This window comes from Psychrobacter sp. 72-O-c, assembly GCF_904846605.1.
Classification (GTDB): domain Bacteria; phylum Pseudomonadota; class Gammaproteobacteria; order Pseudomonadales; family Moraxellaceae; genus Psychrobacter.
Genome location: NZ_CAJHBI010000003.1, coordinates 24,613 through 50,202 on the forward strand (window position 1 = coordinate 24,613; position 25,590 = coordinate 50,202).

Annotated in this window: 22 protein-coding genes; 13 read left to right on the top strand and 9 right to left on the bottom strand. The window is 44.0% G+C overall.

The window, feature by feature from the left end; translation table 11 throughout:
• Positions 1-93: 93 nt before the first annotated feature.
• The 5 genes from JMX97_RS01355 to JMX97_RS01375 form a co-directional block, all read right to left on the bottom strand.
• On the bottom strand, positions 94-1,713 hold the full coding sequence (locus JMX97_RS01355; RefSeq protein ID WP_201554373.1) for an exonuclease SbcCD subunit D C-terminal domain-containing protein: 1,620 nt from the start codon (positions 1,711-1,713) through the stop codon (positions 94-96).
• 172 nt (positions 1,714-1,885) lie between these two features.
• Positions 1,886-3,583 carry a uroporphyrinogen-III C-methyltransferase gene (gene cobA / locus JMX97_RS01360; protein WP_201554381.1) on the bottom strand — a complete coding sequence of 566 codons (1,698 nt, stop codon included), beginning with the start codon at positions 3,581-3,583 and terminating at the stop codon, positions 1,886-1,888.
• Between the two features lie 256 nt (positions 3,584-3,839).
• On the bottom strand, positions 3,840-4,478 hold the full coding sequence (locus tag JMX97_RS01365) for a phosphoadenosine phosphosulfate reductase family protein (RefSeq protein WP_201554388.1): 639 nt from the start codon (positions 4,476-4,478) through the stop codon (positions 3,840-3,842).
• Positions 4,479-4,591: 113 nt separating this feature from the next.
• Positions 4,592-5,194 (bottom strand): DUF934 domain-containing protein, encoded by a 603-nt coding sequence (locus tag JMX97_RS01370; protein ID WP_201554391.1) that lies wholly within the window; start codon positions 5,192-5,194, stop codon positions 4,592-4,594.
• Positions 5,187-6,872 (bottom strand): nitrite/sulfite reductase, encoded by a 1,686-nt coding sequence (locus JMX97_RS01375; protein WP_201554392.1) that lies wholly within the window; start codon positions 6,870-6,872, stop codon positions 5,187-5,189. Before JMX97_RS01375 ends, JMX97_RS01370 begins: the two co-directional genes overlap by 8 nt.
• A 382-nt stretch (positions 6,873-7,254) precedes the next feature.
• Between JMX97_RS01375 and sat the strand changes: the two genes are divergently transcribed.
• Positions 7,255-8,520 (top strand): sulfate adenylyltransferase, encoded by a 1,266-nt coding sequence (gene sat, locus JMX97_RS01380; protein WP_201554393.1) that lies wholly within the window; start codon positions 7,255-7,257, stop codon positions 8,518-8,520.
• Between the two features lie 103 nt (positions 8,521-8,623).
• Here the strand turns inward: sat and JMX97_RS01385 are convergent, their stop codons facing one another.
• Positions 8,624-9,142, bottom strand: coding sequence for a hypothetical protein (locus tag JMX97_RS01385; RefSeq protein ID WP_201554394.1), 519 nt, complete (start codon positions 9,140-9,142; stop codon positions 8,624-8,626).
• Positions 9,143-9,497: 355 nt separating this feature from the next.
• On the opposite strand from JMX97_RS01385, the gene JMX97_RS01390 reads away from it, so the two are divergent.
• From JMX97_RS01390 to JMX97_RS01410, 5 genes are all read left to right on the top strand, one after another.
• The gene (locus JMX97_RS01390; RefSeq protein ID WP_201554395.1) at positions 9,498-10,619 is read left to right on the top strand and encodes a sulfate ABC transporter substrate-binding protein; all 1,122 of its coding nucleotides are present in this window, start codon (positions 9,498-9,500) and stop codon (positions 10,617-10,619) included.
• Between the two features lie 234 nt (positions 10,620-10,853).
• Positions 10,854-11,972 (top strand): sulfate ABC transporter substrate-binding protein, encoded by a 1,119-nt coding sequence (locus JMX97_RS01395; RefSeq protein ID WP_227671418.1) that lies wholly within the window; start codon positions 10,854-10,856, stop codon positions 11,970-11,972.
• Between the two features lie 248 nt (positions 11,973-12,220).
• Complete coding sequence (cysT, locus tag JMX97_RS01400; RefSeq protein WP_227671429.1) at positions 12,221-13,054, top strand: sulfate ABC transporter permease subunit CysT; 834 nt, start codon at positions 12,221-12,223, stop codon at positions 13,052-13,054.
• 1 nt (position 13,055) lies between these two features.
• Positions 13,056-13,976: a sulfate ABC transporter permease subunit CysW gene (gene cysW / locus JMX97_RS01405; RefSeq protein WP_201554397.1), complete on the top strand. Its 921-nt coding sequence runs from the start codon at positions 13,056-13,058 to the stop codon at positions 13,974-13,976.
• Positions 13,977-14,118: 142 nt separating this feature from the next.
• On the top strand, positions 14,119-14,841 hold the full coding sequence (locus JMX97_RS01410) for a sulfate/molybdate ABC transporter ATP-binding protein (protein WP_201554398.1): 723 nt from the start codon (positions 14,119-14,121) through the stop codon (positions 14,839-14,841).
• Between the two features lie 106 nt (positions 14,842-14,947).
• On the opposite strand, the gene JMX97_RS01415 is transcribed toward JMX97_RS01410, so the two are convergent.
• Positions 14,948-15,271, bottom strand: coding sequence for an ArsR/SmtB family transcription factor (locus JMX97_RS01415; RefSeq protein WP_201554400.1), 324 nt, complete (start codon positions 15,269-15,271; stop codon positions 14,948-14,950).
• 725 nt (positions 15,272-15,996) lie between these two features.
• On the opposite strand from JMX97_RS01415, the gene JMX97_RS01420 reads away from it, so the two are divergent.
• The 3 genes from JMX97_RS01420 (at position 15,997) to bfr (JMX97_RS01430) (ending at position 17,545) form a co-directional block, all read left to right on the top strand.
• Entirely contained in the window at positions 15,997-16,188 is a 192-nt protein-coding gene (locus tag JMX97_RS01420; RefSeq protein WP_201554402.1) for a bacterioferritin-associated ferredoxin, read from the top strand.
• Between the two features lie 285 nt (positions 16,189-16,473).
• Entirely contained in the window at positions 16,474-16,962 is a 489-nt protein-coding gene (gene bfr / locus JMX97_RS01425; protein WP_201554404.1) for a bacterioferritin, read from the top strand.
• Between the two features lie 100 nt (positions 16,963-17,062).
• Positions 17,063-17,545 carry a bacterioferritin gene (bfr, locus tag JMX97_RS01430; protein WP_201554408.1) on the top strand — a complete coding sequence of 161 codons (483 nt, stop codon included), beginning with the start codon at positions 17,063-17,065 and terminating at the stop codon, positions 17,543-17,545.
• A 138-nt stretch (positions 17,546-17,683) separates the two neighbouring features.
• Here bfr (JMX97_RS01430) and JMX97_RS01435 read toward each other — a convergent pair whose 3' ends face one another.
• On the bottom strand, positions 17,684-19,060 hold the full coding sequence (locus JMX97_RS01435; protein ID WP_201554409.1) for a DHA2 family efflux MFS transporter permease subunit: 1,377 nt from the start codon (positions 19,058-19,060) through the stop codon (positions 17,684-17,686).
• A gap of 318 nt (positions 19,061-19,378) precedes the next feature.
• On the opposite strand from JMX97_RS01435, the gene yghU reads away from it, so the two are divergent.
• The 3 genes from yghU to JMX97_RS01450 all read left to right on the top strand — a co-directional run bounded on the left by yghU (position 19,379) and on the right by JMX97_RS01450 (position 23,977).
• Entirely contained in the window at positions 19,379-20,260 is an 882-nt protein-coding gene (yghU, locus tag JMX97_RS01440; RefSeq protein ID WP_201554410.1) for a glutathione-dependent disulfide-bond oxidoreductase, read from the top strand.
• Between the two features lie 264 nt (positions 20,261-20,524).
• Positions 20,525-21,688 (top strand): DUF1176 domain-containing protein, encoded by a 1,164-nt coding sequence (locus JMX97_RS01445; protein ID WP_227671419.1) that lies wholly within the window; start codon positions 20,525-20,527, stop codon positions 21,686-21,688.
• Between the two features lie 624 nt (positions 21,689-22,312).
• Positions 22,313-23,977 carry a DEAD/DEAH box helicase gene (locus tag JMX97_RS01450; protein ID WP_201554412.1) on the top strand — a complete coding sequence of 555 codons (1,665 nt, stop codon included), beginning with the start codon at positions 22,313-22,315 and terminating at the stop codon, positions 23,975-23,977.
• Positions 23,978-24,156: 179 nt separating this feature from the next.
• On the opposite strand, the gene JMX97_RS01455 is transcribed toward JMX97_RS01450, so the two are convergent.
• Positions 24,157-24,327: a hypothetical protein gene (locus JMX97_RS01455; RefSeq protein ID WP_201554413.1), complete on the bottom strand. Its 171-nt coding sequence runs from the start codon at positions 24,325-24,327 to the stop codon at positions 24,157-24,159.
• Here JMX97_RS01455 and JMX97_RS01460 point away from each other — a divergent pair.
• Positions 24,320-25,579 carry a DUF819 domain-containing protein gene (locus tag JMX97_RS01460; protein WP_201554414.1) on the top strand — a complete coding sequence of 420 codons (1,260 nt, stop codon included), beginning with the start codon at positions 24,320-24,322 and terminating at the stop codon, positions 25,577-25,579. The genes JMX97_RS01455 and JMX97_RS01460 overlap by 8 nt on opposite strands.
• Positions 25,580-25,590 lie beyond the last annotated feature (11 nt).

Below are 25,590 nucleotides of genomic sequence, written 5' to 3' on the forward strand. Positions count from 1 at the left end.
AGGGTTTAAGGATTAAATGGTGAGAGAGGGTAATAAAAAAACCAAGGTAAACAAAGATATTGCAAAAGTACAGGGGCGCATACTTATTCAGCCTTATTCAGCATTGGCATCATTTTGTGCAATCATCTGCAAGATGTGCTGATAGGCATCACGTAGGGCAGGCTTTTGCGTGTCTACAATCTCATGAGCGCTTAGGCAACGCTCAAATACCTCATCGCAGCCCAAATCTTGTAGGGCTTCTTGGTTGTGCGCTTGCATCATGACCCTATCTTTAATTTGCTTGTTACTGATTTTTAACACGACAATTTGACTGTCCGCAACCAAGTCATTAATGCGCTCGCGCAAGTCTGTGACAATCTCCGCACCGTTATAAATGACCTCAAGCCAGATACTTTGTGGTAACTGGACAAGAGCCGTCAGCTCAGCGCTTATTTTCGACCAATCACCACTAATTTGCGCCAGCTTTTGAAAGCAAGGCACAGGCAGAGTGTTTACTTGCATGGCCTTATTAGCGTCATAAAACATCTGTCCAGCGTCTGTTTTAGGCGGTGGCGACTCTTGTTGGTTGTCTTTAGTGACACTGGGGGTATTGATAATATTGGTAGTGCTGCTAGTCTGCTCATCATTGACAACATCAGTGTTTTCTTCAAAATCAGCAAATAGATCTAGCGTCACATACTCAGAACGTATAGCAGCTTTAGAGGTTTTAGGAGACTTGGAGGAAGGAGTAGATACTTTAGAAGTGATGATATTTTCCATGCTTATATTTTTGATGTCAGCACTTGCATCAGTGTTAAGACTATTAACACCATCAGAAATAGCGTCACCAAACTGAATCAGTAACACCTGTTTTTGTTGCCTCGCTTCCCCAAAGCCCATCGCGATTGGCGAGCCGCAGTAGCGAATGTGCTCATAGCCGCCTACTTTTTGCGGGACATGTAAGTGACCCAGCGCCACATAGTCGATAGCAGAATCAAAAATGTTTGCTGATACCGAACCTAACGATCCGACATAAAGATCGCGCACACCATCATCCTCTGTAGTGCGCCCGCCAGCGGCAAATAAATGGCCCGTTGCAACGATGGGTACATGCTGTCCATAAGTCGCAAGTAACGAGGCCTGCTCAGCAAGCGCGCAATCCGTCACCGCCCGATAATGCGCTTCTATACCAGCAATGACATTGGCATCTTTAGTACGGCCAGACTCACCAGCTTGACTGCTACGCACGTCACGATCGCGCAAATAGGGAACGGCGGCAATCAAACATAGTGGCAAGCTATTTTCTGTATCATCAGATGATAATAGTAGCACCTCATCATTGGGGTCTTCGCATGCTGTACCGACTACTTGTACATTTAGTGCTTGTAGTAAGCCTTTTGCTGCATCCAAAAAAGTAGGCGAGTCATGATTACCCGCCACAATGACCACATGCTGGCAGTGTGTTTTTACAATCCGAGTCAAGAAGTCATAATATAAACTTTGCGCGCGATTGCTTGGGGTCATGGTATCAAATATATCACCAGCGATGATTAACACATCAACCTGCTGGGTGCTAATCGTGTCATGGAGCCAGCTTAAGAACGCTTCAAACTCGGCATAGCGCATATGCCCATACAGCCTGCGCCCCAAATGCCAGTCGGAGGTGTGCAATATATTTAAAGGTCTAATATGAGAAGCGGGAGACGAAGATGTAGTAGCGGTAGATACGGACATAAGCAGGCTATAGATATGGTCAATAGAAAGTGTTTATTCTAGCAAGAATTAGCGGGGTTTGCTGTATTGAACTTTGGTTTGGTAGTATTACTACGTTTTGATGACTTAACCCTTTGATAAAAAAACCACACTAGCCCTTCAGCTAGTGTGGTTTTTTATTTATATGGCAAACTTAATCAATCACCAACTGCTCTAAACTGTCATCTTCCTGCCGCTCAGCGATACTGGCTATCATAGACAGCGCATGTGCTTGCTGACTGGTAGGCTGATAATTAGAAGATGTTAACTCTTTGGGCGTGGCAGCCGTACCCCCACGTAGCCAATTGTTAGTAGTATCGCTCACGTTTTCATTGTGCTGCTGATTATGTAGACGGTACCAAGCCAAGTCATGATGTAGACTGACAACGTCACCCATGATTAACAATGCTGGGGTTGGTAATTGGGCTTTTTCTTGTAACTCGGCAATGGTAGCTAGCGTACCCGTTAATACTTGCTGATTGGGCATACTGGCATTGGAGATAACAGCGATAGGAGTATCAGCGCAGCGCCCCGCCTCAATTAGGCCTTCGGTCAAGCGTGGTAGCGAATGTAGTCCCATATAAAACACCACGGTTTCATCGGTATCAAGTAGGTTTTTAAAGTTATCGTTCGGTGCACCCGCCTTTAAGAACCCAGTGACAAAACGTACTGATTGTGAATGGTCACGGTGGGTCAGCGGAATACCCGCATAGCTTGCCGCAGCATTGGCAGCGGTAATCCCTGGAACGACTTGATAGGGTATCCCATGAGCGCGTAAGCTCTCAATCTCTTCACCGCCACGCCCAAAGATAAACGGATCGCCACCTTTTAGCCTTACTACGCGCCGACCTTGCTTAGCTTCATTGACCAATAGCTCATTGATACCTAATTGCGCCACCGCATGATTGCTGCGTTTTTTACCGACGAATACTTTGTCAGCGTCACGGCGACATAAATCTAGCACTTGCGGGGACACCAGCGCATCATAAAACACAATGTCTGCTTGCTGCATGAGTCGTAGTGCTTTAAAGGTTAACAGCTCTGGGTCACCTGGTCCTGCGCCGACGATATAGACTTCACCAACAGGCTGCACTGTTTTGGTCTCTGTGTCAGCATCAACTGTAATAGACGATGCAGCCTGCTCAGTAGTTGGTATGGGAGCAAGTGTAGCGTGGCTATTTTTGTCGATTTGTGCAGCTGTACTGTCCAAGTCTGCTTGTAACTGCGCTGCTGCTTGGGTTTCATTTCCAGCAAACATCAGCTCACTGACTTGACCCTCAAATGCACGCTCCCAAAACTGCCGCCGTCCGGTAAGGGTTGGTATCTTAGTTTTAACCTCAGCGCGAAAGTCACCTGCCAGTTTGGCAAGCTTACCGTAACCCTGCGGGATTAAGGTTTCTAACCGTGCTCGTAATAGACGCGCTAATACCGGCGCTTTACCATTTGATGAGATACCAATAACGATAGGGTTGCGGTCAACGATAGCAGGAAAGATAAAATCACATAAGGGCGGGGTATCGACCACATTGACTGGAATATTCAACTCAGTGGCATCGGCGTGGACTTGATGATTGAGCGTTTCGTCATCGGTCGCGGCTATGATCACGCGAGCGCCTATCATGTAGGTCTTATTATAATTTTCATATACTAATGTGTGCTTGTTATCTGACTCAGTATCTGTTTTGCTATTTGTGAGCAGCGCTTGCAGCTCAGCACAAATGACGGGTGCAAGAACAGTGATACACGCGCCAGCACGGCTGAGCAAATCGGCCTTGCGCAGTGCCACATCGCCGCCGCCAACGATAAGCACTTTGCGGCCTTCTAATTTAAAAAATAGGGGAAAGGTGTTCATAGCGTCACCATTAGTTAGTTGCGGTCAATTACAGTTAATTTATGACACCATTATGGGGCATTGCGCGTGTCTGCTCACGTAGCGTATTGGCATTAGTATATTCTTTTTTGATATGACAACGGTGGTTTTTGGTGAAAAAAGGAATAGCAGTATAAAATAATGACGGGCATAAAAAAACCCGCTTACTGTCATAAGCGGGTATAGGCGAGGTTTTATCAGATTACTTTTCGTCAAATACAATTATGTAGTTGGCTTATTATAGCTGGGTGTGCAAACCACATTCGCGACTTTCTTCTACTTTAGTCGGATCAAAGTAATCAAGCTCATTCGGTAGGCCATGCTCAGTCAGATAGCCATCTAAATCAGCATCGGTTTTTTCGAATAATGGCGCAACTTTTAACACGCCATCTTTTGATAAGCTTAGCACATCAAGACCTTGACGGAATTCGGTTTGATCTTTACGAATGGCATTGAACCAGACGTCAGGCTTTAGTTCGTTAAGCGCACGGCGGAAGGGCTCAAGTTTCACTTGCTCTGTGAACTCATCATGTTGTGGATTATCAATACCTGGGATGCCGTTCATAGTCGCGTCGCGGTGGGCAGCCGTTTGCTTAGGGATATAAGTGACGACATTTAAGTTTAGGTCACGAATAAGCTTGTTAGCAAATTGATAAGTAGCGTCAGTGTTGTAGCCTGAATCTACCCATAGTACGGTGATGTCAGGGCGCTGCTTTGCGACCAAATGTAATATAGCGGATTCATAAGGGCGGAAGTTAGTAGTTATAATTGGGTTTTTAGCTTGGGTAAGTGCCCACGCGACGATTTCTTCTGGCGACTTGCCTTGTAGGTCTTTATTGGCTTGGTCAATATCTAAGTTAGGGTGTAATTGGCTCATTATGTTGTCCTTGATAGCAGTTAAATTAAAGAATTAGTAAACCGTTAGATCAGTAAATAATTAGTATGAAGTTTTGGCATTCTTAAAAATAGAAAACAAAACGCCAAATATGATTATGCACCAGCAAACATCGGTAAAGCGGCGGCATTTTGACCATCATAGGCACTAGCAAGCGCACTAAACGCTTGGCTTATGTCAAAATTAGAGTCAGAGTTCACATCATGTTCGCTCAAAACAAAGCTGTCTGCGCCGACACGTAAAAGGTAGGCAATTTGATCACGGCCAAATGCACCTGCCATCCGAATCTCGCCGGTATAGCCAAGCTGACGTAGCGTTTGCACGAAGCTAAAACCGCGACCATCGGCAAAGGAGGGCACATGAATGACAATCAAGGCTTGCGCCAATAAAAACTCGGTCAATCCTGGCAGCGCATCGGTATCGGTATTTGCGGTAATCCACACACCTAACCGGCTGCTATGCTGGATTAATAACTCATAGACTTGTTGTAATAGTCCGCCGGCAAGTGTGCCTTTGTTGTTCAATAAATCAGTAAGTGGTACCAGTACATCAAGCTTCTCTTGTTTGTGCAGCAGCTCAAGCAAGGTGACGTGCGTAAGCGCAATACCATCTGGCAGCTCAGCAGTGGTAAGCGCATGCCAAGTGTCTTTACTACTAATATCAATGCCGCTGCTATTTAGCACATGATGATTACCCATAGACCTTCTCCTTGAATGGGGCTATGCCAACCCGGTCGATCACATCGCCAAAGCGCTCAACATCGTCTTCACTTTTAGCGCGCAGCTCAAGATAAACGTCCAAAATAACTTGTAAAGTACTGGCAACATCAGCAGCAGGAACGGCTCTGCCTAGTATTTTGCCAATCTTAGCGTCATCGGTGGAGTTACCGCCAAGACTGATTTGATACCAATGTTCGCCTTTTTTATCCACGCCTAAGATACCGATATCACCAACGTGATGGTGGGCACAAGCATTCATGCAACCGGACATATTCAGACGAATATCCCCTAAATCGTATAAGTAATCAAGATCGTCGAACTGCTTTTCGATTTGTTCAGCGATATTGTGGGTGGTGGCATTAGCAAGAGAGCAAAAGTCCCAGCCTGGGCAAACAATCATATCGGTTAAGGTGTTGATATTGGCGCGGGCTAAATTCAAAACCGCTAATTGCTGCCATAATTCGTATAAATGGCTGGCTTGTACATCGGCGAAGACTAAGTTTTGCTCATAGGTAGCGCGCAGCTCACCAAAGCTATACTGGTCAGTCAGATCCGCAAGTGCGTCCATTTGGTCAGCGTTCAGATCACCTGAGGGCACGTACGTTCCATCTACTAAGCCTGCTTTTAAAGAGATAACCACCGCGCGGTAGCCAGCCACTTTATGTGCAACGGTATTTTGGGTGTACCAGTTGGCAAAGTCTTGATCGGCGCTCAATAGTTTTTGCAGCTCAGATTGTACTTGCAGCGCATCGACTGAGATATAATCAGGGGCGCTAAAGTAGCTACTGGCGGTCGCAAAATTATCCTCTGTTAATGTGAGTGCGCCATCTTTGGTATGCGCCTCCCATTCTGCATCGACTAATTTGGCAAAATCATGCCCGCCCATGCTCTCAACCAATATTTTGATACGGGCTTTGTACTTATTATCACGGCGACCATGTAAGTTATAGACCCGCAAAATGGCATCTAAATAGCTGAGCAGATGCTCGCGAGGTAAGAATTCATTGATGACTTTACCAATGATAGGCGTACGTCCTAAGCCGCCACCGACCAATACTTCAAAACCAATCTCACCTTTATCATTGGTCTTTACATGCAGTCCGACATCATGCACTTGGGTCGCGGCGCGGTCATTTTCTGTACCGATAACGGCAATCTTAAATTTACGTGGTAAAAAAGCAAACTCAGGGTGAAAGGTTGACCACTGACGAATAATTTCGCAATACGGACGCGGGTCAGCAATCTCTTCTTGATGAATGCCCGCGTAAGGGTCGGTTGTGGTGTTACGAATACAGTTGCCTGAGGTTTGAATGGCATGCATTTGCACTGAGGCCAGATGCGCCAAGATATCAGGAACATCTTCAAGGTTCGGCCAGTTCAGCTGGATATTGGTACGCGTAGTGAAATGCCCATAACCTTTGTCGTAAAGGCGGGTGATCTCAGCCAATTTGCGCAATTGATAGCTGGCAAGTAGCCCGTATGGAATGGCGATACGCAGCATAGGCGCATGACGCTGAATATAAAGCCCGTTCTGCAAGCGCAGTGGTAAAAACTGCTCTTCTGGCAGTTCACCTGCCAAAAATCGCTGAGTCTGGTCGCGGAATTGTGCAACCCGTTCCTCAACCAAAGCTTGGTCGGCATAGTTATATTGATACATGGCGTAATCTCAATTTCGAATTTTAAAAATAAAAAAAGCAGCGTTAAGTTAATCAGATACAAGATTTAGATATGAAGTTTAGAGGTAAAAATAATTTGTGTATGTAGTGGCGTTTCAAATACAGCCACAAAACAACATAGCTTTACATGATATAAGCTTGAGCGTTGAAACATAAATTCCTTTAAGTCATATCCATATCCAAACACAGCATAAATTTTCATAACGAAAGTTAGGTAGCCTATCCTTATTAAATACACAGCATCATCACTAATATCCCATTCAAGCTCAATACACGATTTTCCTGCGGGGCTCTTTATTATTTAAACCTCTCTTTTTTTCGTTTTTATTTCGTTACTACTTATCTGAGGTCTCTGAGATTAATATGACACAACTTGCATCAGCCGCATCAAAACTCGAGTCTAAATCTAAACTAGTCCCGCCACATGGTAGCGCGACTCTTAAACCGTTATTATTAACCGGTACTGAGCGCGAGCAAGCACTAAAACTTGCCAGTACCTTGCCACAAATTATCTTAAGCTCACGTGAGCGCGGTGATTTAATTATGCTAGGGATTGGTGGCTTTACCCCACTTAATGGCTTTATGAATCAAGCCGATTGGCAAGGGGTGGTCGATGACATGCGCTTGCAAACTGGTGACAACGCTGGCTTGTTTTGGCCCATTCCCATTACTTTATCTGCGCCGAAAGTCACTGCTGATAGCTTAACTCAAGATGACAAAGTGGCATTGGTTGCTGAAAATGGCGAAATCATGGGCGTGTTGACGGTAGAGGAAACTTACACCATCGATAAAAACCATGAGTGCCAGCAAGTCTTTACCACTACTGATAGCGAGCATCCGGGCGTGCAACAAGTGTTGAGCCAAGATGAGGTTAATATTGCCGGTAGCGTAGAAGTGCTAAGTGAAGGCGAATTCCCAACTTTATATCCAGAGATTTATAAAACCCCAGCTGAGACCCGTCAAATATTAGCCGACAAAGGCTGGCAAAGTGTCGCCGCATTCCAAACCCGTAACCCAATGCACCGCTCGCATGAATACTTAGCCAAAATTGCCATAGAAATTTGTGATGGGGTACTAGTGCATTCATTGTTAGGGGCGCTGAAACCCGGTGATATCCCGGCTAATGTACGTCAAGAAGCCATTAAGACTTTAATCGACAATTACTTTAAACAAGATACCGTTATTCAAGCAGGTTATCCGCTAGATATGCGTTATGCCGGCCCGCGGGAAGCGCTACTTCATGCGCTATTCCGTCAAAACTACGGCTGTAGCCATCTGATTGTTGGGCGTGACCATGCGGGTGTGGGTGATTATTATGGCGCGTTTGATGCCCAGACTATCTTTGAGCACTTAGACAAAGACGATCTTATCACCCAACCATTAAAGATTGGCTGGACGTTTTGGTGCGACGCTTGTAATGCGATGGCCTCTGATAAGACCTGCCCGCACGATGCCACGCAACATGTCAAAGTATCAGGAACTAAGCTGCGTAAGGCATTATCGGACGATGAAGACGTACCAGAGAACTTTAGCCGTCCAGAAGTGTTGCAGATTTTGCGCAATTATTATGCAGGTATCGCCCGTGAAGAACGTGCCGAAGTGAAATTAACCGGTGCTTCTGCGGTTTAAGAGACACGTAGCCCTCGTTAAAAAGCTGTTAAAAAAAGGTGCCAGACGGTAAATCTGGCACCTTTTTCTATTTATTGAGTCTTAGCCGTCAGTTTTAGGTCATTTAGCTGATGTTTAAATGACCTTCAAGCTTTTGGTAATCTCCGGCGAGCGTGCCACCACCGGAACAAAAGTAGTTCAACGCATACTTGTCTTGGCTGTCGATAGTCAGCAAGCCATCTTTAAACTGTAAAAAGGTCACGCTATCATTGGCTATAGTCTGAAAGATAACACCGTGAGCGTCATCCTGACCCAGCAGAGTTGCCTTACCATCAAAATGACAACTGGGCTGTTTAATATCGCCCCGAGCGCGAACTTTTACTTCTATCTCGGCAACGCCGTAAGGCTGGATCATAACACCCACCCAATCATAGCCTTGCTGCCTCTTATCGTAACCGTCAGACGCATAATCACCGACCACGGTTTGTACCGCTGGGGTGATCGCTGTTGCGGCCTGAATCTCTGGTACATTCTGGCTATTGGGCGTTACGGTACTACAACCTGTTAAAGCCACAAGGACAGGAGTCGTCAACGTGAAAACCGCAGCAGGAAAAGATAAACGTTGGTACCAAAGTCTGCTCATATAGTTGCCTTGAAATAAATAAGAAAGGGCGCGCTGATGGTCGGTTTCTAAATAAAAGGGGTAGGTACATAATAAATATATGCTTTAGCTAATAGCCCAACCCATACCCCAATTGGCTTATAACCTTGTTACACAACCATTTAACAAACATAGATGTCAAATAATATCTAAAAAAAGTACTTATGCCAAGTTAATAATTTGATAAGCGCTTTCATCACTAAGCGTTGTCCATACAAGCTGATAGCATGGCTGTCATCATTCATAGCGTTATCAGATGTGGTACATCAATAAGTATCGCAATAAAAAACGGTTCAATAAAACTTATATTATAAATGCAACCTTATAGAGAGCTATCATGCAAAAGACAACCGGTTTATCCCGCCAAACTGAAATAGGTATGTTGCCAACTAGCAAGTCACTGACCAGAAGTCTAATGCTTAGTAGCGCATTGTCTGCGGTCATGTTACTTGCTGGCTGTAGCCCTACTAATGCCAACCAAGCAGGCGAGGCGAAAAGCGAAACTAACGACGTTAGCCTGCTGAATGTCTCTTACGATGTCTCGCGCGATTTTTATAAAGAATATAACGACTTATTTAGCAAGGCTTATAAGGCAGAATATCCAAATAGTAATGTCAGTATTAACCAGTCACACGGCAGCTCAAGTAAACAAGCACTGTCCGTTGCCAATGGTTTACAGGCGGACGTGGTGACCTTAAACCAAGAAAGCGATATGAATATGCTGGTGGATAAAGGTCTGGTAAAAACCGATTGGCGCCAAGCTTTTCCTAACAATGCCGTTCCTTATACTTCCACTATGGTTTTGCTGGTTCGTAAAGGCAATCCGAAGCAGATTAAAGACTGGCAAGATTTAGCCCGTACTGACGTCGAGGTGGTTATGCCAAACCCGAAGACTAGTGGCACCGCGCGCTATGCCTTTTTAGGGGCCTATGGTTATGGGCTGCATCACTTTAAAGAGTCTGTCAATCAACCGCAAAAAACCGATGGCTTTATGGAGAAAGTGCTGGCAAATGTTATTACTTATGACAATGGTGCACGCGCCGCTACTACTAGCTTTACCCAGCGCGGGTTAGGCGATGTACTTATCACTACCGAAAATGAGGCGCATTTGGTCGCCACACAACACGCCAAAGATAAGGTTGATATTGTTTATCCTAGTTATTCTATTACTATCCATAACCCCGTTGCTGTGATCAGCTCAGTGACCGACAAAAAAGGCTCCAAGGAAGCTGCAACCGCATATCTCAAAACGCTTTGGGACAAGCCTGCTCAAGAATTGATGGCTCAGATGTACCTGCGACCCAGTGACAAGCAGATTTTGGCTGCTCATGCAGGAACGTTACAAAACATTCAAACCTTTGAGCCAGTTGAAGTCTTTGGTGATTGGGACAGTATTATGGATAAGTTTTTTGTTGATGGTGGACTGTTTGATAAGCTTGCTGTGCAACCCAACAGCTAAGTAAAAACTAAGTAAGGGACTCAGCCTTACCCGTAATGAAGATACTGTTAGTCAAAATCAGCCAGAAATGGGATAGATAAGCGACATGACAGCGGTCTCAGTAAGGATGAAAAGCCCCTATATATTCCATTTTGGCAATAACATACACATATTCGTCATTAAACATAATAAGCTGGCGCTGTTAGCATAACTGCATTACATCTTATATCCCTGTATATAACTTTAGAGGCACTTATGACATCTTACGCAGCAAGCAAAAAGCTCAGTATAAAGAACAGCCCCTACAAAAACAAAGCGCTTAGCGTGTTGAGTATTGCAGGCGTTGCGATGACCTTGGGACTTACTGGCTGTAGCAATAGTGAGCAGGTAGACACGACTGTCAATGCTGATGGCACGCCAGCAGCGGGTCAAAACATCGAGTTGTTAAATGTCTCTTATGATGTGGCGCGCGATTTCTATAAAGACTATAACCCATTATTTGTTGATCATTATAAAACTGAAAACCCCGATACTAATATAACTGTCAATCAGTCTCATGGCGGCTCGAGCAAACAAGCACTATCAGTCGCTAATGGCTTGCAAGCCGATGTAGCCACTATGAACCAAGGCTCAGATATTGAGCTACTTGAGAAAAAAGGCTTGGTTGACGCGGATTGGGAAGGGCAGTTCCCTGATAACGCGGTACCTTTTACCAGCACTATCGTCTTCTTAGTACGTAAAGACAATCCAAAAAATATTCAAGACTGGGAAGATTTAACCCAGCCGGGTCTTGAGATTGTAATGGCCAATCCGAAAGTTACCGGTAATGGTCGTTATGCATTCTTAGGCGCTTATGGCTATGGCCTGCACGCCTTTAATAACGAAGAAGCTCCTGCTAAAAACTACGTTAAAGAGATGCTCAACAACGTCAAAGTTTATGAAAATGGTGGACGTGCAGCAACCACTACCTTTGTCCAGCGCGGTATCGGTGATGTGTTGATTACCTTTGAGAATGAAGCCAACCTTGCTGCTACTGATTTTGGTAAAGGTGAAGTTGACATCATTTATCCTGAGTATTCTATTAAGTCTGAAAGTCCGGTTGCTATTGTGAAAGCGGTCACGGACAAAAAAGGCACCACTGCTGCGTCAAAAGCTTATCTTGATTACTTATGGAGCGAGCCTGCACAGCAATTAGCAGCTGACCTTTACTTACGTCCTAGCGTAAAAAGCGTCCTTGATAAAAATGGTGATAAATTACCACCGATTGATACCTTCCGTCCGAATGACGCTTTTGGCTCATGGGATGAAATTATGGGTACCTACTTCAGCGATGGCGGTGTTTTCGATCAGTTAGCGATTAGCGCTCCGGAGTAGTTATCGTAAGTTATCGTATAGCTGCGCCGCTTTAGAAAAAACACAGTATGGCTGGGAAAAGCTTTTACCAGTTATACGAAACTATATGAAGGACATGGCCACCCGCGCTATGTCCTTTATACCGTAAGCCTTCTAATAATACCTGTACAACAGGGTTTTTACGATAAACACCATCAGTTAGGCAATAGGACATCACTATGAGTGCAACAACTTCTCCTGCCAGCAACAAACCTAATAAAAAAGGCTGGATGACTCGCATGCGCCAGCGTAATGTGCTGCCAGGGTTTGGGCTGAGTATGGGTATTACCGTCTTTAGCTTATCGTTATTGGTGGTACTACCGTTTGCAATGATGGCCTATACCACAACCCAGATGGGCTGGACGGGATTTTGGGAAACCATTACCCAGCCGCGGGTCACCGCTGCTATCAAACTGAGCTTATGGATGTCGTTCTTAGCGATGTTAACCAATATGGTATTTGGTACGCTGGTGGCGTGGGTGTTGGTGCGTTATGAGTTTTGGGGCAAATCCTTGATTAATGCCCTGGTTGATTTGCCTTTTGCGCTACCGACCGCAGTGACGGGTATATCTCTTGCGACTTTATATGCGCCGAATGGTCTTATTGGGCAGTGGTTTGAAAAGTTCGATATACAAGTGGCTTTTACCCCTATAGGTATTTGGTTGGCATTGGTGGTGGTAAGTTTTCCATTCATTGTGCGTGCCGTCCAGCCAGTATTGGCAGAGCTATCAGTTGAATTTGAAGAGGCGTCCGCGGTACTAGGAGCGAATCGCTTAGCTACTTTTCGTAAGGTTCTTTTACCGGAGATGCTACCTGCATTACTGATGGGCGCTGGCATGATGTTTGCGCGCGCAACTGGCGAGTATGGTTCAGTGATTTTTATTGCTGGTAATATTCCAATGGAGTCTGAGATTCTGCCGCTTATCATTATTGGTAAACTCGAGCAATTTGATATTCAAGGCGCCTCAGCAGTGGCGTTATTTATGCTGATGATTTCGTTTGTGATTCTATTAACCATTAATATAGTACAGTGGAAACTGTCGCGACGCGTAGGAGCCCGCTAAGATGCAAATAGCCAATAGCTACGACTACCAAAGCAATCCGGCAACCAAAGACACACCATGGATCAGACGCACCTTTATTGTCATTGCCGTCTTATTTATGATTATCATGTTAGTGGTGCCATTGCTAGCGGTGTTTTATGAGGCCTTAAAAGGCGGCTGGCAGCTTTATATTGCCTCGCTTGTCGACCCAGAAGCGTTACAAGCGATTAAACTAACCCTAATTACTGCGGCTATCGTATTACCTATTAATATGGTGATGGGGGTGGCGATAGCTTGGCTGGTGACCCGTTATCAATTTAGAGGTAAGCAGTTAGTCACGACCTTGCTTGATTTACCCTTTTCGGTATCGCCGGTAGTCGCTGGGTTAATGTTTATCCTATTGTTCGGTCTCAACTCTACCGTTGGTGGCTGGCTGGAAAGCATGGGAATACAAATCATTTATGCGGTTCCTGGCATTGTCTTAGCAACGTTGTTTGTGACCTTTCCCTTTGTCGCTCGTGAGCTGATACCCTTGATGCAAACCCAAGGCGATTCTGAGGAGCAAGCGGCATTGACCCTAGGGGCAACTGGTTGGCAGACGTTTTGGCATATAACTTTACCTAATATTAAATGGGCCTTGTTATATGGTTTGATTTTGACTAACGCACGAGCGATGGGTGAGTTTGGGGCAGTGAGTGTGGTCTCCGGCCATATTCGCGGTGAGACCAACACTATGCCGCTATTGGTTGAGGTTGCTTATAACGATTATAACTTTACCGCCGCCTTTGCCTTATCAAGCTTACTGGCTGGTTTAGCACTGATCACGCTGCTAGTACAGCAATTGATGACTAAGCTACAAGAGCGCAAATTTGCTAAATCTGAGCGGCTGGTAAGTGCGCCTGAGCTACCAGTGAGCGCCAATGCGACGGTTGATAAAAAATAGCGATGCTGACTGAGAGCTTAAAGCATCAACAACAGCTCCGTCCTTAGTCAGTTTTCACACTATTTAACTGTTAATCAAACCATTTGCTAGATCATAAAAGCTAACAAAAGAATCAATAAGAGACATTAAAAGAGATATTGCTATGAGCATCGAGATTAGGAACGTTAATAAAACATTTGGCGACTTCACCGCCCTTAATGATATCAATGTTACCGTACCAACCGGTAAGATGACTACCTTATTGGGGCCTTCTGGTTGTGGTAAAACTACTTTGCTGCGTATCATTGCAGGGTTAGAATATGCAGACTCAGGGCAAGTATTGTTTGATGAAGTCGATGTCACTAATACGCCAGTACAAAAGCGTCATATCGGCTTTATGTTTCAGAATTATGCGCTGTTCCGTCATAAAAATATCGCCGAGAACGTCGCATTTGGTCTGACTTTATTGCCCAAAAATGAGCGACCGAGCAAAGCTGATATTAATAAGCGCGTTGCCGAGCTATTAGAACTGGTACAGTTACCGCAAATTGCCAATGCTTATCCGCATCAGTTATCCGGTGGTCAGCGGCAGCGAATTGCGCTGGCACGTGCGCTCGCGGTAAAGCCGAAGCTATTATTACTCGATGAGCCCTTTGGCGCGCTCGATGCTAAGGTACGTAAAGAGCTGCGCACTTGGCTAAAAGATATCCATCATGAGCTGGGTATTACCAGCATCATGGTTACTCATGATCAAGAAGAAGCGCGTGCCGTATCCGATGAGATTGTGGTCATGAATCAGGGCCGTGTTGAGCAAGTAGGGACTCCAGAGTCATTGTTTCACAATCCATCCAACGCCTTTGTCAGTGACTTTTTAGACTTGACGTAGCTTTTGCTTTAGCGACGAATTTAACCATAAAAAAAGACCTAATTAATTTAGGTCTTTTTTTATGCGGTATAGTTTTTATGCAACGCAGAATAAATGTGCTAAAAGCCTAAGCCAGCCACTTATGTTTATCTGTTTGTTCAAGTAACGTCTGATAAGTGATCTCTAGGACATCTTGACACCATACTGGTAGGTCGTCTGCCACCTCATACCACATCCAGGTACCATCACGAATACAATGAAGAATGCCTAGCTTTTTGAGATGATTCAAGTGCCGAGATATCGTCGGCTGCGGCTGGTCAAGCATATCAACCAACTCACCCACACAGCGTGCTTGTTTTTTGAACAGAATTTGAAAAATCCTTAGGCGAGTTGGATCAGACAACACTTTAAATAAATCAAGAGGCTGAATGGTAAAGTTATTGTCAGGCATAAGAAATTCCAAATATTAGTTGTATTGCAACGCCCAGTGATCTCTTACCATTAGCCATTTTGTCTATCGGTTAAATGACTGGAAAACTCAAGAAGAGAGCGTATCGAATGCGATGAAACATAAAAAATTGTAATGAAGAATATGACGATTGGGATTACTAGATATATTATATTATAGCGTGTAAGACATTTATTAAGCAGTCATACCATAATATTAAACACTAAAACACATATTTATCTATTAATGCTGAACAGCTAATATATCAGCAATAGTGGACAATATCGATTAATAAAGGGTCTAATTTACCTTTTATCGACATATTACTACCTTCTGTCGACATTTCATATCACAACTGTTCACAAAAACAGTGCCACAGTAACATTAACCGCTACTGATAATTAATTGCTCATTACTCTAGCAAGTTTGCGTGAATAACACCCCAGCAAATAGCCGCACTAATGAACGAAAACATTGTAAACGACCCTTTATCACTAACAAGTTTATGATTGATAAATTTGTCATTCGCAACCGATAAATCATCTAAAAGTTATTGTAAATAGTAATAATTATCGTTATTATATGAAACCTAGATTAACAACACTAAGATATTGATAGTTAAGTAACTTATTTTTCTTTAAGCTTTGTCTATATGGTCATTAAGTATCCAATATACAACCTCAGCTTAAAGAATCATCGGAAATAGCACTCAGAGTAGGAGCAAGACCATGTACGTATGCATCTGTAATGACGTAAAAGAAAAGCAAATTCAGGCCGCTATTGCTTCAGGTATCGATACCCTTGATGGCTTAAAAGACACGCTTGATGTTGCAACTTGCTGCGGATGCTGTGAGCCCATGGTCAATGATTATCTAGATGAGCATCATGCCAAACTTGAGGTCTTAGCTTATGCCGTTTAAGCACTCTCGTCTTAGGTCGGCTTAGACTACTACTATCGTCACTTCCTAAATTTGCACTGAGTCTCTATTGGCAACGCTAGCCAATCATGATTCTCAATCGACCTCTTATTGTTAGTTCATAATATTACAAGCTATACAGGGTCTGTATGCTACTATATCTGTCTCATATTGTAAGACGTTTATTGATTTTAATTTTTACTGATCAGTTTACCGACAGTGCTGTTCTTATATGAACTATTATGAATGGAAGGTAATCTGTAAAATAAAAGTATAGGAGTATACGCTATGATTGGCAGCCCAAAAGTTATTGACTATTTAAACTTCTTGTTAGGTGGCGAGCTTGCCGCACGTGACCAGTATTTTATCCATTCTGAGATGTATGCTGAGTGGCATTATGGCAAGCTGTACGATCGTATTAGCCATGAGATGCAAGATGAAACCTTGCATGCACAGGCTATCATCCGCCGTCTCTTAATGCTTGGTGGCACGCCTAAAATGAGCGTTGATGGCATTCATATCGGCAAAACGGTACCAGAGATGTTGCAGCTAGATCTTGATCTTGAATATCAAGTACAACAGCACTTAAAAGACGGTATTGCCCTATGTGAAGCAGAGCGTGACTATGTGACTCGTGAAATGCTGGTTGTACAACTTAAAGATACTGAAGAAGACCATGCACATTGGCTTGAGCAGCAGCTACGTCTTATCGATATGATTGGCCTGCCTAATTACCTACAAAGTCAAATGGCTGAAGTATCGCCTAATCTTGCCTAAGAACTAAAACCTAAATTCCAGATTGTGGGTTTTGCTAGGTGAGTCATGACATTCAAAAGCTGAATTTAAAAGCTAAGGTAATAATAAAGGGAGAGCGATTATGAAAGGTGATAAAGACGTTATTCGCGCACTTAACAAAGTGCTGGGACAGTCACTGATAGCTATTAATCAGTATTTTTTGCATGCCCGAATAGCACGCCATTGGGGACTTGAATCACTTAATGATTCGTTATACCACCAGTCTATTCAAGAAATGAAATGGTCAGATGATTTGATTGAGCGTATTTTACTATTAGAAGGTCTACCAAATTTACAAGATTTGGGTAAAGTTCTCATTGGCGAAGATGTACCAGAGATTATCGACTGTAATTTGCGGCTAGAGAAGCAAAAGTTCGCTATTATCACTGAGGCCATTACGTTATGTGAAGAGCGGCATGATTATGTATCACGCCATCTACTAGTCGAACTTAAAGACGGTAATGAAGAATATGACGATTGGTTAGAGACTCAAGAAGACTTGATTAAAGACCTTGGGGTGCAGAATTATATCCAATCACAGATGGATGATGATAACGCGCCTTAATATTAAAGTGAACTAAATCAGTTAAACTTGCCAGCGAGTGTTTTTATATAAAGCACTAGCTGGCTTTTTTAGGTCTAAAATTTTCTCAATACGGATAAGGGAAGTGGCATTAAACCTTAGAACTTAAAGCCTAGGCTATCAATACAACCCACGGCCATCTTCAGGTTTGAGACGTAAAAAGTACAGCCCTGATAGAATAGTTAGAATACCTAGTACCCAGTAAGTGGTCTGAAATGCCGTCAAGATATCAAGCTGTAGACGCTCACGTAGTAAGTTGAGCATTGCTGCACCAAAAGCAATACCAAAGCTAATGGCCAGCTGTTGGTTAACTGCCATGAGACTATTGCCGCTACTAGTCTGCGTTCCTTCTAGGTCGCCAATGGTAATAGTATTCATGGCGCTAAATTGCATCGAATTACATGCGCCCATTACCGTCAGAACAGGGATGAACCAGGGCCACTGTGAGGCATCACTAAACTGTGCCAAAACAATAATTAATACACCCATTAAAAAGGTGTTATAGACCAGCACCTTGCGATAGCTATAGCGCTGAATGATTTTGCTGACCCAAGGCTTGACGCCTATAGCGCCAACAGCGATAGGGGCTAGTAGCCAACCTGCCTGCGAGGGAGAGTATTCAAACACCACTTGTAGCAACAGCGGCAGTAAAAACGGAACCGCACTGATACCAAGGCGAGTAAATAAATTACCAGTAATACCAATACGAAAGGTACGAATATTAAATAAGCTCAAAGGAAATAGCGGTGCTTGCCGACGTTTGGCATGCCAAATATAGCCACCTATAAGTACCGTTGCTGCTAGTGCTAACAACAAGCCGTACAAGCCACGGCCTGTTTGCGCGCCAAACTCAACCGCTAGCGTAAATCCACAAGCCGCCGCTGCAAATAACAAAAATCCCGCCCAATCCAAACGTTTGGTGTCCTCATATAGTGCCGGTACCAGCTTTTTGGCCATGATAAAACCCACTATGCCCATCGGAACATTAATCAAAAAGATCCAGTGCCAACTGGCATACTGCACTATATAGCCGCCTAATAGTGGCCCTACTAATGGGGCAATCAATGCGGGAATTACCGCAAAGTTCATCACGGTCAACAGCTTATTACGTGGATAGGATTTGACCAAAATCAAGCGGGCAACGGGTGTCATCATAGCGCCGCCAATGCCTTGTACAATACGCGAGCCAATTAATAAGTCTAAAGTAGGTGAGGCGGCACACAGCAGCGAGCCAATACAGAAGATAATAATCGCCGATAAGAACACTCGGCGCGTGCCATATTTGTCTGCTAAAAAGCCACTAATGGGAATAAAAATAGCTAAGGTTAAGGCATAGCTAATCACTGCCCACTGCATTTTTAGGGGCGATTCGCCAAGCGCTTGTGCCATTTGCGGCAGCGAGGTATTTAAGATAGTGGCATCTAAAATCTGCATAAACAGTGCCACTGCTAGCACGTAGGGTAGATATTTATTTTGTGTTGCTGTTAGTGTCACCATACTGACATCACCATCTCTTACATTAAGGCTGTGGCGGTCTAGATATTACGCCAATAAATAATATCTTAATGACCGCACTTTTATAAAACATCATCCTATTAATTGTCCGTAGTATAACAACTTAGGTCTAACTAAAGACAAGCAAAGTAACCGTGTGCTTTGTTTATAAATCCCTACACTAGTTACATGAGAGGACTTTAACAGGCTGGCAGGCATTCGTTATAGTGAAACCTCTGTTTATTTGATAATAAATATAATATAAAAAGCTTTAATTCTCATTAAAACCATAATGCCACCTATAAAATCACAGGATATCTTATGAGTAACGATAACAATCACTCTACCAGCAATACTAATTCACAGGACGATACCTATATGCCGCCTAAGGTTTGGACGCAAGATAAAGACAATGGTGGCAAGTTCTCTAGTATTAATCGTCCAACGGCTGGCGCGCGCCACGAGCAAGGCCTACCGGTAGGTGAGGCGCCGTTGCAGCTGTACTCATTGAACACGCCTAATGGCGTTAAGGTCAATATCCTACTAGAAGAGTTAGCAGAACTTGGGATAAAAGGAGCTGAATACGATGCTTATAAAATAGACATCTCTGAAGGCGATCAATTTGGGTCAGGGTTTGTAGAGATCAATCCCAATTCTAAAATTCCGGCGCTGGTCGATCATTCTGCTGTAACGGATGCTGATACCGATTTTGAAAATAAAGCTGGCAAGCCTATTGAAATTTTTGAGTCCGGGGCGATTTTATTGTATTTAGCTGAAAAATTTGGAAAATTTATACCGATGATGCAAGGCGGGGCGCGGGCAGAATGTTTGTCTTGGCTAATGTGGCAGATGGGAAGCGCGCCGTTCTTAGGTGGTGGCTTTGGGCATTTTTATGCTTACGCACCCGAACCTATGGAATATCCGATTGATCGTTACACCATGGAGACCAAACGTCAACTTGATGTCCTAGATACTCATCTAAAAAATAGCGAGTATATGTGCGGTAATGATGAAGCAGACTATAACATTGCTGATATCATTATTTGGGCGTGGTACGGCCAGCTAGCACTTGGTAAACTCTATGATGCCGCTGAATTCTTGCAAGTTGATGACTATAAACATGTCCAACGTTGGGCCAAGAAAATAGCTGAACGTCCCGCAGTAAAACGTGCAGTAGTATTAGACTTAAAACCTATTGCTTAACTGATAATTAATAGGTTTACATCAGTGATAGTAACGATTTTAACAGTAAGGCTGATAAGTAATCTGCTTATCAGCCTCAATTTTTACAAGCAGCAGATACATATATATTCGTTTATGTGAATATTTATGTATCTGTTGCTTGTTTGCGTTTTTACATAATGCTACATTGGCATAACAGATAGAAACACTGCTGGGTTAAGATAGTGACCCGCTGTCTCTGCAAGGGGCAGGCGTTTGTATTTTCCTTACTTGTGAGTAATGCTTATGAAAGATACTAACCTCGTACCTCCGGGCAAGCGTCTGTACATAAGCTGCCTATTAAAAACTAAAATATTAAATGATAAGCTATTTGAAAATAAAATTATTGCGTCTGCGTTATTGGCTATAAGTTCGGTTGCTATTAGTTCTACGAGTCTAGCAGCCGCGCCTGTCGAATTTACCAGTCAGGATTGGCAAGTGGTCTGTGATAATACGCGCACTTGCCGACTGGCAGGTTATCAAGCTGAGAACAATAGCGAGTTCCCTGTATCCGTATTACTTGTACGCCGCGCAGGCCCCAATGCTAGCGTGGACGGCAGAGTTAAGCTTGGCGGTGCTAAAGAGAACTCCTCTAAAGCCCTAATGCAATTGGGCAACCGTCACCGTATCTCATTATTTATCAACGATAAAAACTTAGGAGAAACCAAGCCCTTCTCAGCGGCTGCTGGTGATGCAGAGCTCACAGAATCTCAAGTAACTGCGTTGCTTGATGCATTGACCAAATCCAGCAAAATTGAGCTGGTACTGCGTAACTCGCGCTGGCAGCTGTCTGATAGAGGGGCAACCGCAGTGATGCTCAAGGCCGATGAAGCACAAGGCCGTATAGGAGCATCAAGCGCCTTTATTAATAATGAGAGCACCAGTAAATCCAATAACAGTGTGTTAGCCGCCGAGCCTGCGCCGTCGCTACGTTTGGTCTTACCTGATGCTAGGCCAACGTCCAGTAGCAATAAAAACTTTAGTATAAAGGCATCACAGTTATCCGCACTACTACAAACGTCAATGAAAGACGCCCGTAATGACTGTCCGAATTTATCTGACAGCTCACCATGGCGTGTCAGTCGCCTAAATAGCACACAGCTATTAGCGCAGCACAGTTGCTGGACGGGTGCATACAACACTGGCACAGGCGTATGGGTTCTAAACGACAGTAAACCTTATAAGCCAACCTTGATCACTACCAGTGCGACAGATTATAGCAAAGGTAAAATAAGCTCAATACAAAAAGGTCGCGGTATTGGTGACTGCTTAAGTAAGGCTTATTGGATGTGGACAGGAACGCGCTTTGCCAAAAGTCATGAAAGCACCACTGGTCTGTGTCGTCTACTAGAGGCGGGCGGGGCATGGGAGATGCCAACTTATGTCACCGAGGTTAGTACGTCAGGCTAAACGCTTAATGAATCAAACAGCAATAAAAATGATAGCTAGTCTAGCTTAACTGCTATTTATATAAACCATTATTTATACGCTATATAACGCCTACTTATAATAATAGTAAAAAATAGCTACTGATAGCGCTTTTGTTATGCTATACTGCGTCGCCACGTTAGCTTGTATCTAACCTTTTTTATTAATAGGATATAATGCAGGACAAACGTGAATTATGAGATTGATAACATCGCCTGCGATTTTGGGTCTAGGATGACTGAAAGTAATTGTTGCCGATGATTTTGTGTACTTAAATAATCCTATTATTTTTGACTCATATCTTATCTACTAGCCCAACATCATGGGGTAGATTGGTTGTTATTTGTATTTATCTGCTTTGGACAAAGCTATGATAGATCGCCTATAGCAGACAAGGATGAGACACTCGGCACTACCACCAAAATACGTCAGACAGCACGCAACACCTTTTATAGAAGTGATACGCTCATTGTAGCCAAACTTCTCATTATTGATACTTTTATTAAGGTTCGATAATTATTAATAAACAGGTGACGTGGTGAACGGTTATCAGTGGTAGGCATCAAGCTTCTGAATGTACAGCAGCTTATACTACCAAGGCTACTCATGACTGACATCTTATCTACAATCGCATCTAAAAACGGTATTATTGAAGACACTAATACCCCAAATAACACTCAAGCGCCTACTACTGACGCTAACACTTCTGAAGAAAAAGAAACTACTTTTACTGACCTAAATATTGCCAAGCCAATTCTTACTGCGCTTGAACGCAGTGGTTACACCAGCCCAACACCTATCCAAGCACAAGCCATTCCTTTTGCTCTAGCCGGTCGCGACTTATTATTGTCAGCGCAGACGGGTAGTGGTAAAACAGCCGCCTTTGTTATTCCATTGCTAGATCGTTTAAGCCGTGCTACTAGCTTCGACAAAAATACCAAAGCCCTTATCTTAACGCCAACACGTGAACTTGCTCAGCAAGTACATGACAGCGTCCGTACTTACTCTAAAGACATGCGTGGTTTGTTTTGCGTGCCTTTAGTTGGCGGCGCACCATACAACGGTCAGATTACTGCTTTGAAAAAAGGCGTGCAAGTTATCGTAGCGACTCCTGGTCGTCTACTTGATCACATCAATGCTGGCCGTGTTGATTTATCACAATTAGAAGTATTGGTACTTGACGAAGCGGATCGTATGCTAGACATGGGTTTTGCTGATGATATCAGTGATATCTTGAGAGCTGCGCCTAGCGATCGTCAAACCATTATGTGTTCAGCTACTTGGGACGGTCCTGTTGGCAAAATTGCTGCTAACTTCACTAAGAACCCTGAGCGCGTTGCTATCAAAGTTGAATCAGCCCATATCGACGAAAAAGTGTACTACTGTGATGACTTTGATCATAAAAACAGAATTTTAGACAAAGTAGTTTGCCAACAAGATGTGGAACAAGTCATTATCTTTGCTGCAACCAAGCGTAGCACTGAAAAACTAGCAAAATCTCTACAAGAAGATGGTCATAAAGCCAGCTTCCTACATGGTGATTTACCACAAAGCAAACGTAACCGCATTGTTCAAGACTTACGTAATGGCAAATGCAAGATATTAGTAGCAACTGACGTAGCTGCTCGTGGTCTTGACGTGCCAGCACTATCACATGTAATCAACTATGACTTACCACGCCAAACTGAAGATTACGTGCATCGTATCGGTCGTTGTGGTCGTGCCGGTCGTACTGGTGTGGCTATCAGCTTATGTAGCATGGATGATCGTCCACAGCTAAACGCTATCAATCGTTATTTAGATCGTAAAATGGAAGTCTGTGTCATTGAAGGCATGGAGCCTAAAAAGACTTATGTTCCTAGCGAAAACAAAGGCAACACACGCGGCCGTGGCCGTGGTCGCTCTAACGGCGGCGGTAACGGTCAAGGCCGTGGTCGTTCAGCGAGCGGTTATGCTGGCAAGCCTAGTGGTAACGGTCAAGGCCGTGGTCGCTCAAGCGATAGCAGCACTGGTACTGGTCAACGCGCTAGCAATGACAGCGGTTATCAAGGTAAGCCACGTGATTCATCTGGTAAGCCAAATGAGCGTTCAGGTGGCAAGCCGTATCAAGGCAAACGTGCTCCTAGCCGTGGTGACGGCGCTAGCGCCCCACGCGGTGATCGCGCTGCAACCGGTCGCGGTCGTCCAAGTGGCAGCCAAGGTCGTACTGGTTCAGGTAATGGCGGTGGCCAAGGCCGTCCAACTGGCGGTAACCGTAACAAAAACTCGTAATAAGCTAGTATTGGTTGGCTAGGATAATTCTGGCCAACCAATTGCTAACAAAGAGTTCGAAATAAGAAAAGCCAGATACTTGTTATCTGGCTTTTTTGTGTCTGCTAAGTTTAAAGGCGCTATCATCCATGCTACTAGAGTCCTTTAAAATCCTTACTTGCGCGTCATTTTGACCTTGTTTATACTGGCAACCCTTTATTAGGGTGCATCACACATAACACTGGTAGTAAGGTATTAAGCGCAAATAGTAGCTCGCTTATCAAAGCAGGCCCAGTAAGCGAGCCCGATACCATATCAGGTCTGTAGTTGTTCGCTATATTTCCCACGATTTGGAGCCATGAGATGCCCATTGTTTCTCATTTAGATATTGCTGAATTAAAGGTAGACAGTTTGCCGTTAGCGTTTGGCATAATTATGGCCATTATTGGGGTGGTGTTCTATACTCAAGGCCTGCCAGGTAAGTTTTGGCGACGCTTTTATGCCGTATTGCCGGGTATTGTACTGTGCTGCTTTATCCCTGCGACTCTAAACAGCCTTGGAGTGTTTGCTGATGGTATCGGCTCGCAGATATATGGCTTTACCGCCACCTATTTGTTGCCGGCAAGTTTGTTGCTGATGACCTTATCTATGGATGTACCCAAGATTTTAGGTCTAGGCTGGAAGGCGATTGCTATGTTTGTCGCCGCTAGTGTGGCGATTGTCATCAGTGGACCGATTAGTTTAGGTCTGGCCAAATGGGTGTCGCCGGAGATGTTCACCGATGATACCTTATGGCGTGGCTTTTCAGCGGTGGCCGGCAGTTGGGTTGGGGGAGCTGCGAACCAAGCGGCCATGAAGGAGCTGTTTGGAGTCAGTGATGACTTATTTGGCATGATGATTTTGGTTGATACTACTAATGCTTCATTGTGGCTGCTGGCTATATTAGTCATGGCCAAGCATAGCGATAAGATAGACCGATTTTTAAAGGCAGATACCAGCAGCATTGATGAGGTCATCAAAGCCGTTGAAAGCTATGAGCGTGATCATGCACGTCCGGCCACCTTAAACGATTTGATGGTCATGTTTGGGCTGTGTTTTGCAATGGTAGGATTGGCGCATTTTGCTGGCGGACAGATTGCTGGATTTTTTGCGCCCTATGATTGGGCAGTGCAATATAGCTTTGCCAGCTCCTTCTTTTGGATGGTAGTGATTATTACCTTAATCGGTGTAGTCTTTTCCTTTACCAAGATTCGACGGCTTGATCATGTTGGCGCGTCCAAAATCGGCACAGTATTTATTTTTATTTTAATTGCGGCTATCGGTATGCAGATTAATCTGGCGGGTATCGTCTCACAGTGGCGACTGTTGCTAATTGGTTTGGTATGGATGAGCATTCACGTGGTGATTATTTTCATAGTCGCTAGAATCATCCGTGCGCCCTTTTTCTTCTTAGCGGTAGGCTCTAATGCCAATACGGGCGGTGCATCCTCAGCCCCGATTGTCGCCACCGCTTTTCACCCGTCACTTGCTCCAGTTGGGGTTTTTTTGGGGATTCTAGGTTACGCGATGGGCACGATAGGCGGCTATATCAGTACACAGTTAATGCGTCTGGTAGTGACTTGACCTGAATAAAG

Coding starts and splice junctions, on each gene's coding strand:
- JMX97_RS01355 (WP_201554373.1), bottom strand. CDS start 1,713: ATGTCCGTATCTACCGCTACTACATCTTCGTCTCCCGCTTCTCATATT.
- cobA (WP_201554381.1), bottom strand. CDS start 3,583: ATGAACACCTTTCCCCTATTTTTTAAATTAGAAGGCCGCAAAGTGCTT.
- JMX97_RS01365 (WP_201554388.1), bottom strand. CDS start 4,478: ATGAGCCAATTACACCCTAACTTAGATATTGACCAAGCCAATAAAGAC.
- JMX97_RS01370 (WP_201554391.1), bottom strand. CDS start 5,194: ATGGGTAATCATCATGTGCTAAATAGCAGCGGCATTGATATTAGTAGT.
- JMX97_RS01375 (WP_201554392.1), bottom strand. CDS start 6,872: ATGTATCAATATAACTATGCCGACCAAGCTTTGGTTGAGGAACGGGTT.
- sat (WP_201554393.1), top strand. CDS start 7,255: ATGACACAACTTGCATCAGCCGCATCAAAACTCGAGTCTAAATCTAAA.
- JMX97_RS01385 (WP_201554394.1), bottom strand. CDS start 9,142: ATGAGCAGACTTTGGTACCAACGTTTATCTTTTCCTGCTGCGGTTTTC.
- JMX97_RS01390 (WP_201554395.1), top strand. CDS start 9,498: ATGCAAAAGACAACCGGTTTATCCCGCCAAACTGAAATAGGTATGTTG.
- JMX97_RS01395 (WP_227671418.1), top strand. CDS start 10,854: ATGACATCTTACGCAGCAAGCAAAAAGCTCAGTATAAAGAACAGCCCC.
- cysT (WP_227671429.1), top strand. CDS start 12,221: ATGACTCGCATGCGCCAGCGTAATGTGCTGCCAGGGTTTGGGCTGAGT.
- cysW (WP_201554397.1), top strand. CDS start 13,056: ATGCAAATAGCCAATAGCTACGACTACCAAAGCAATCCGGCAACCAAA.
- JMX97_RS01410 (WP_201554398.1), top strand. CDS start 14,119: ATGAGCATCGAGATTAGGAACGTTAATAAAACATTTGGCGACTTCACC.
- JMX97_RS01415 (WP_201554400.1), bottom strand. CDS start 15,271: ATGCCTGACAATAACTTTACCATTCAGCCTCTTGATTTATTTAAAGTG.
- JMX97_RS01420 (WP_201554402.1), top strand. CDS start 15,997: ATGTACGTATGCATCTGTAATGACGTAAAAGAAAAGCAAATTCAGGCC.
- bfr (WP_201554404.1), top strand. CDS start 16,474: ATGATTGGCAGCCCAAAAGTTATTGACTATTTAAACTTCTTGTTAGGT.
- bfr (WP_201554408.1), top strand. CDS start 17,063: ATGAAAGGTGATAAAGACGTTATTCGCGCACTTAACAAAGTGCTGGGA.
- JMX97_RS01435 (WP_201554409.1), bottom strand. CDS start 19,060: ATGGTGACACTAACAGCAACACAAAATAAATATCTACCCTACGTGCTA.
- yghU (WP_201554410.1), top strand. CDS start 19,379: ATGAGTAACGATAACAATCACTCTACCAGCAATACTAATTCACAGGAC.
- JMX97_RS01445 (WP_227671419.1), top strand. CDS start 20,525: ATGAAAGATACTAACCTCGTACCTCCGGGCAAGCGTCTGTACATAAGC.
- JMX97_RS01450 (WP_201554412.1), top strand. CDS start 22,313: ATGACTGACATCTTATCTACAATCGCATCTAAAAACGGTATTATTGAA.
- JMX97_RS01460 (WP_201554414.1), top strand. CDS start 24,320: ATGCCCATTGTTTCTCATTTAGATATTGCTGAATTAAAGGTAGACAGT.
- JMX97_RS01455 (WP_201554413.1), bottom strand. CDS start 24,327: ATGGGCATCTCATGGCTCCAAATCGTGGGAAATATAGCGAACAACTAC.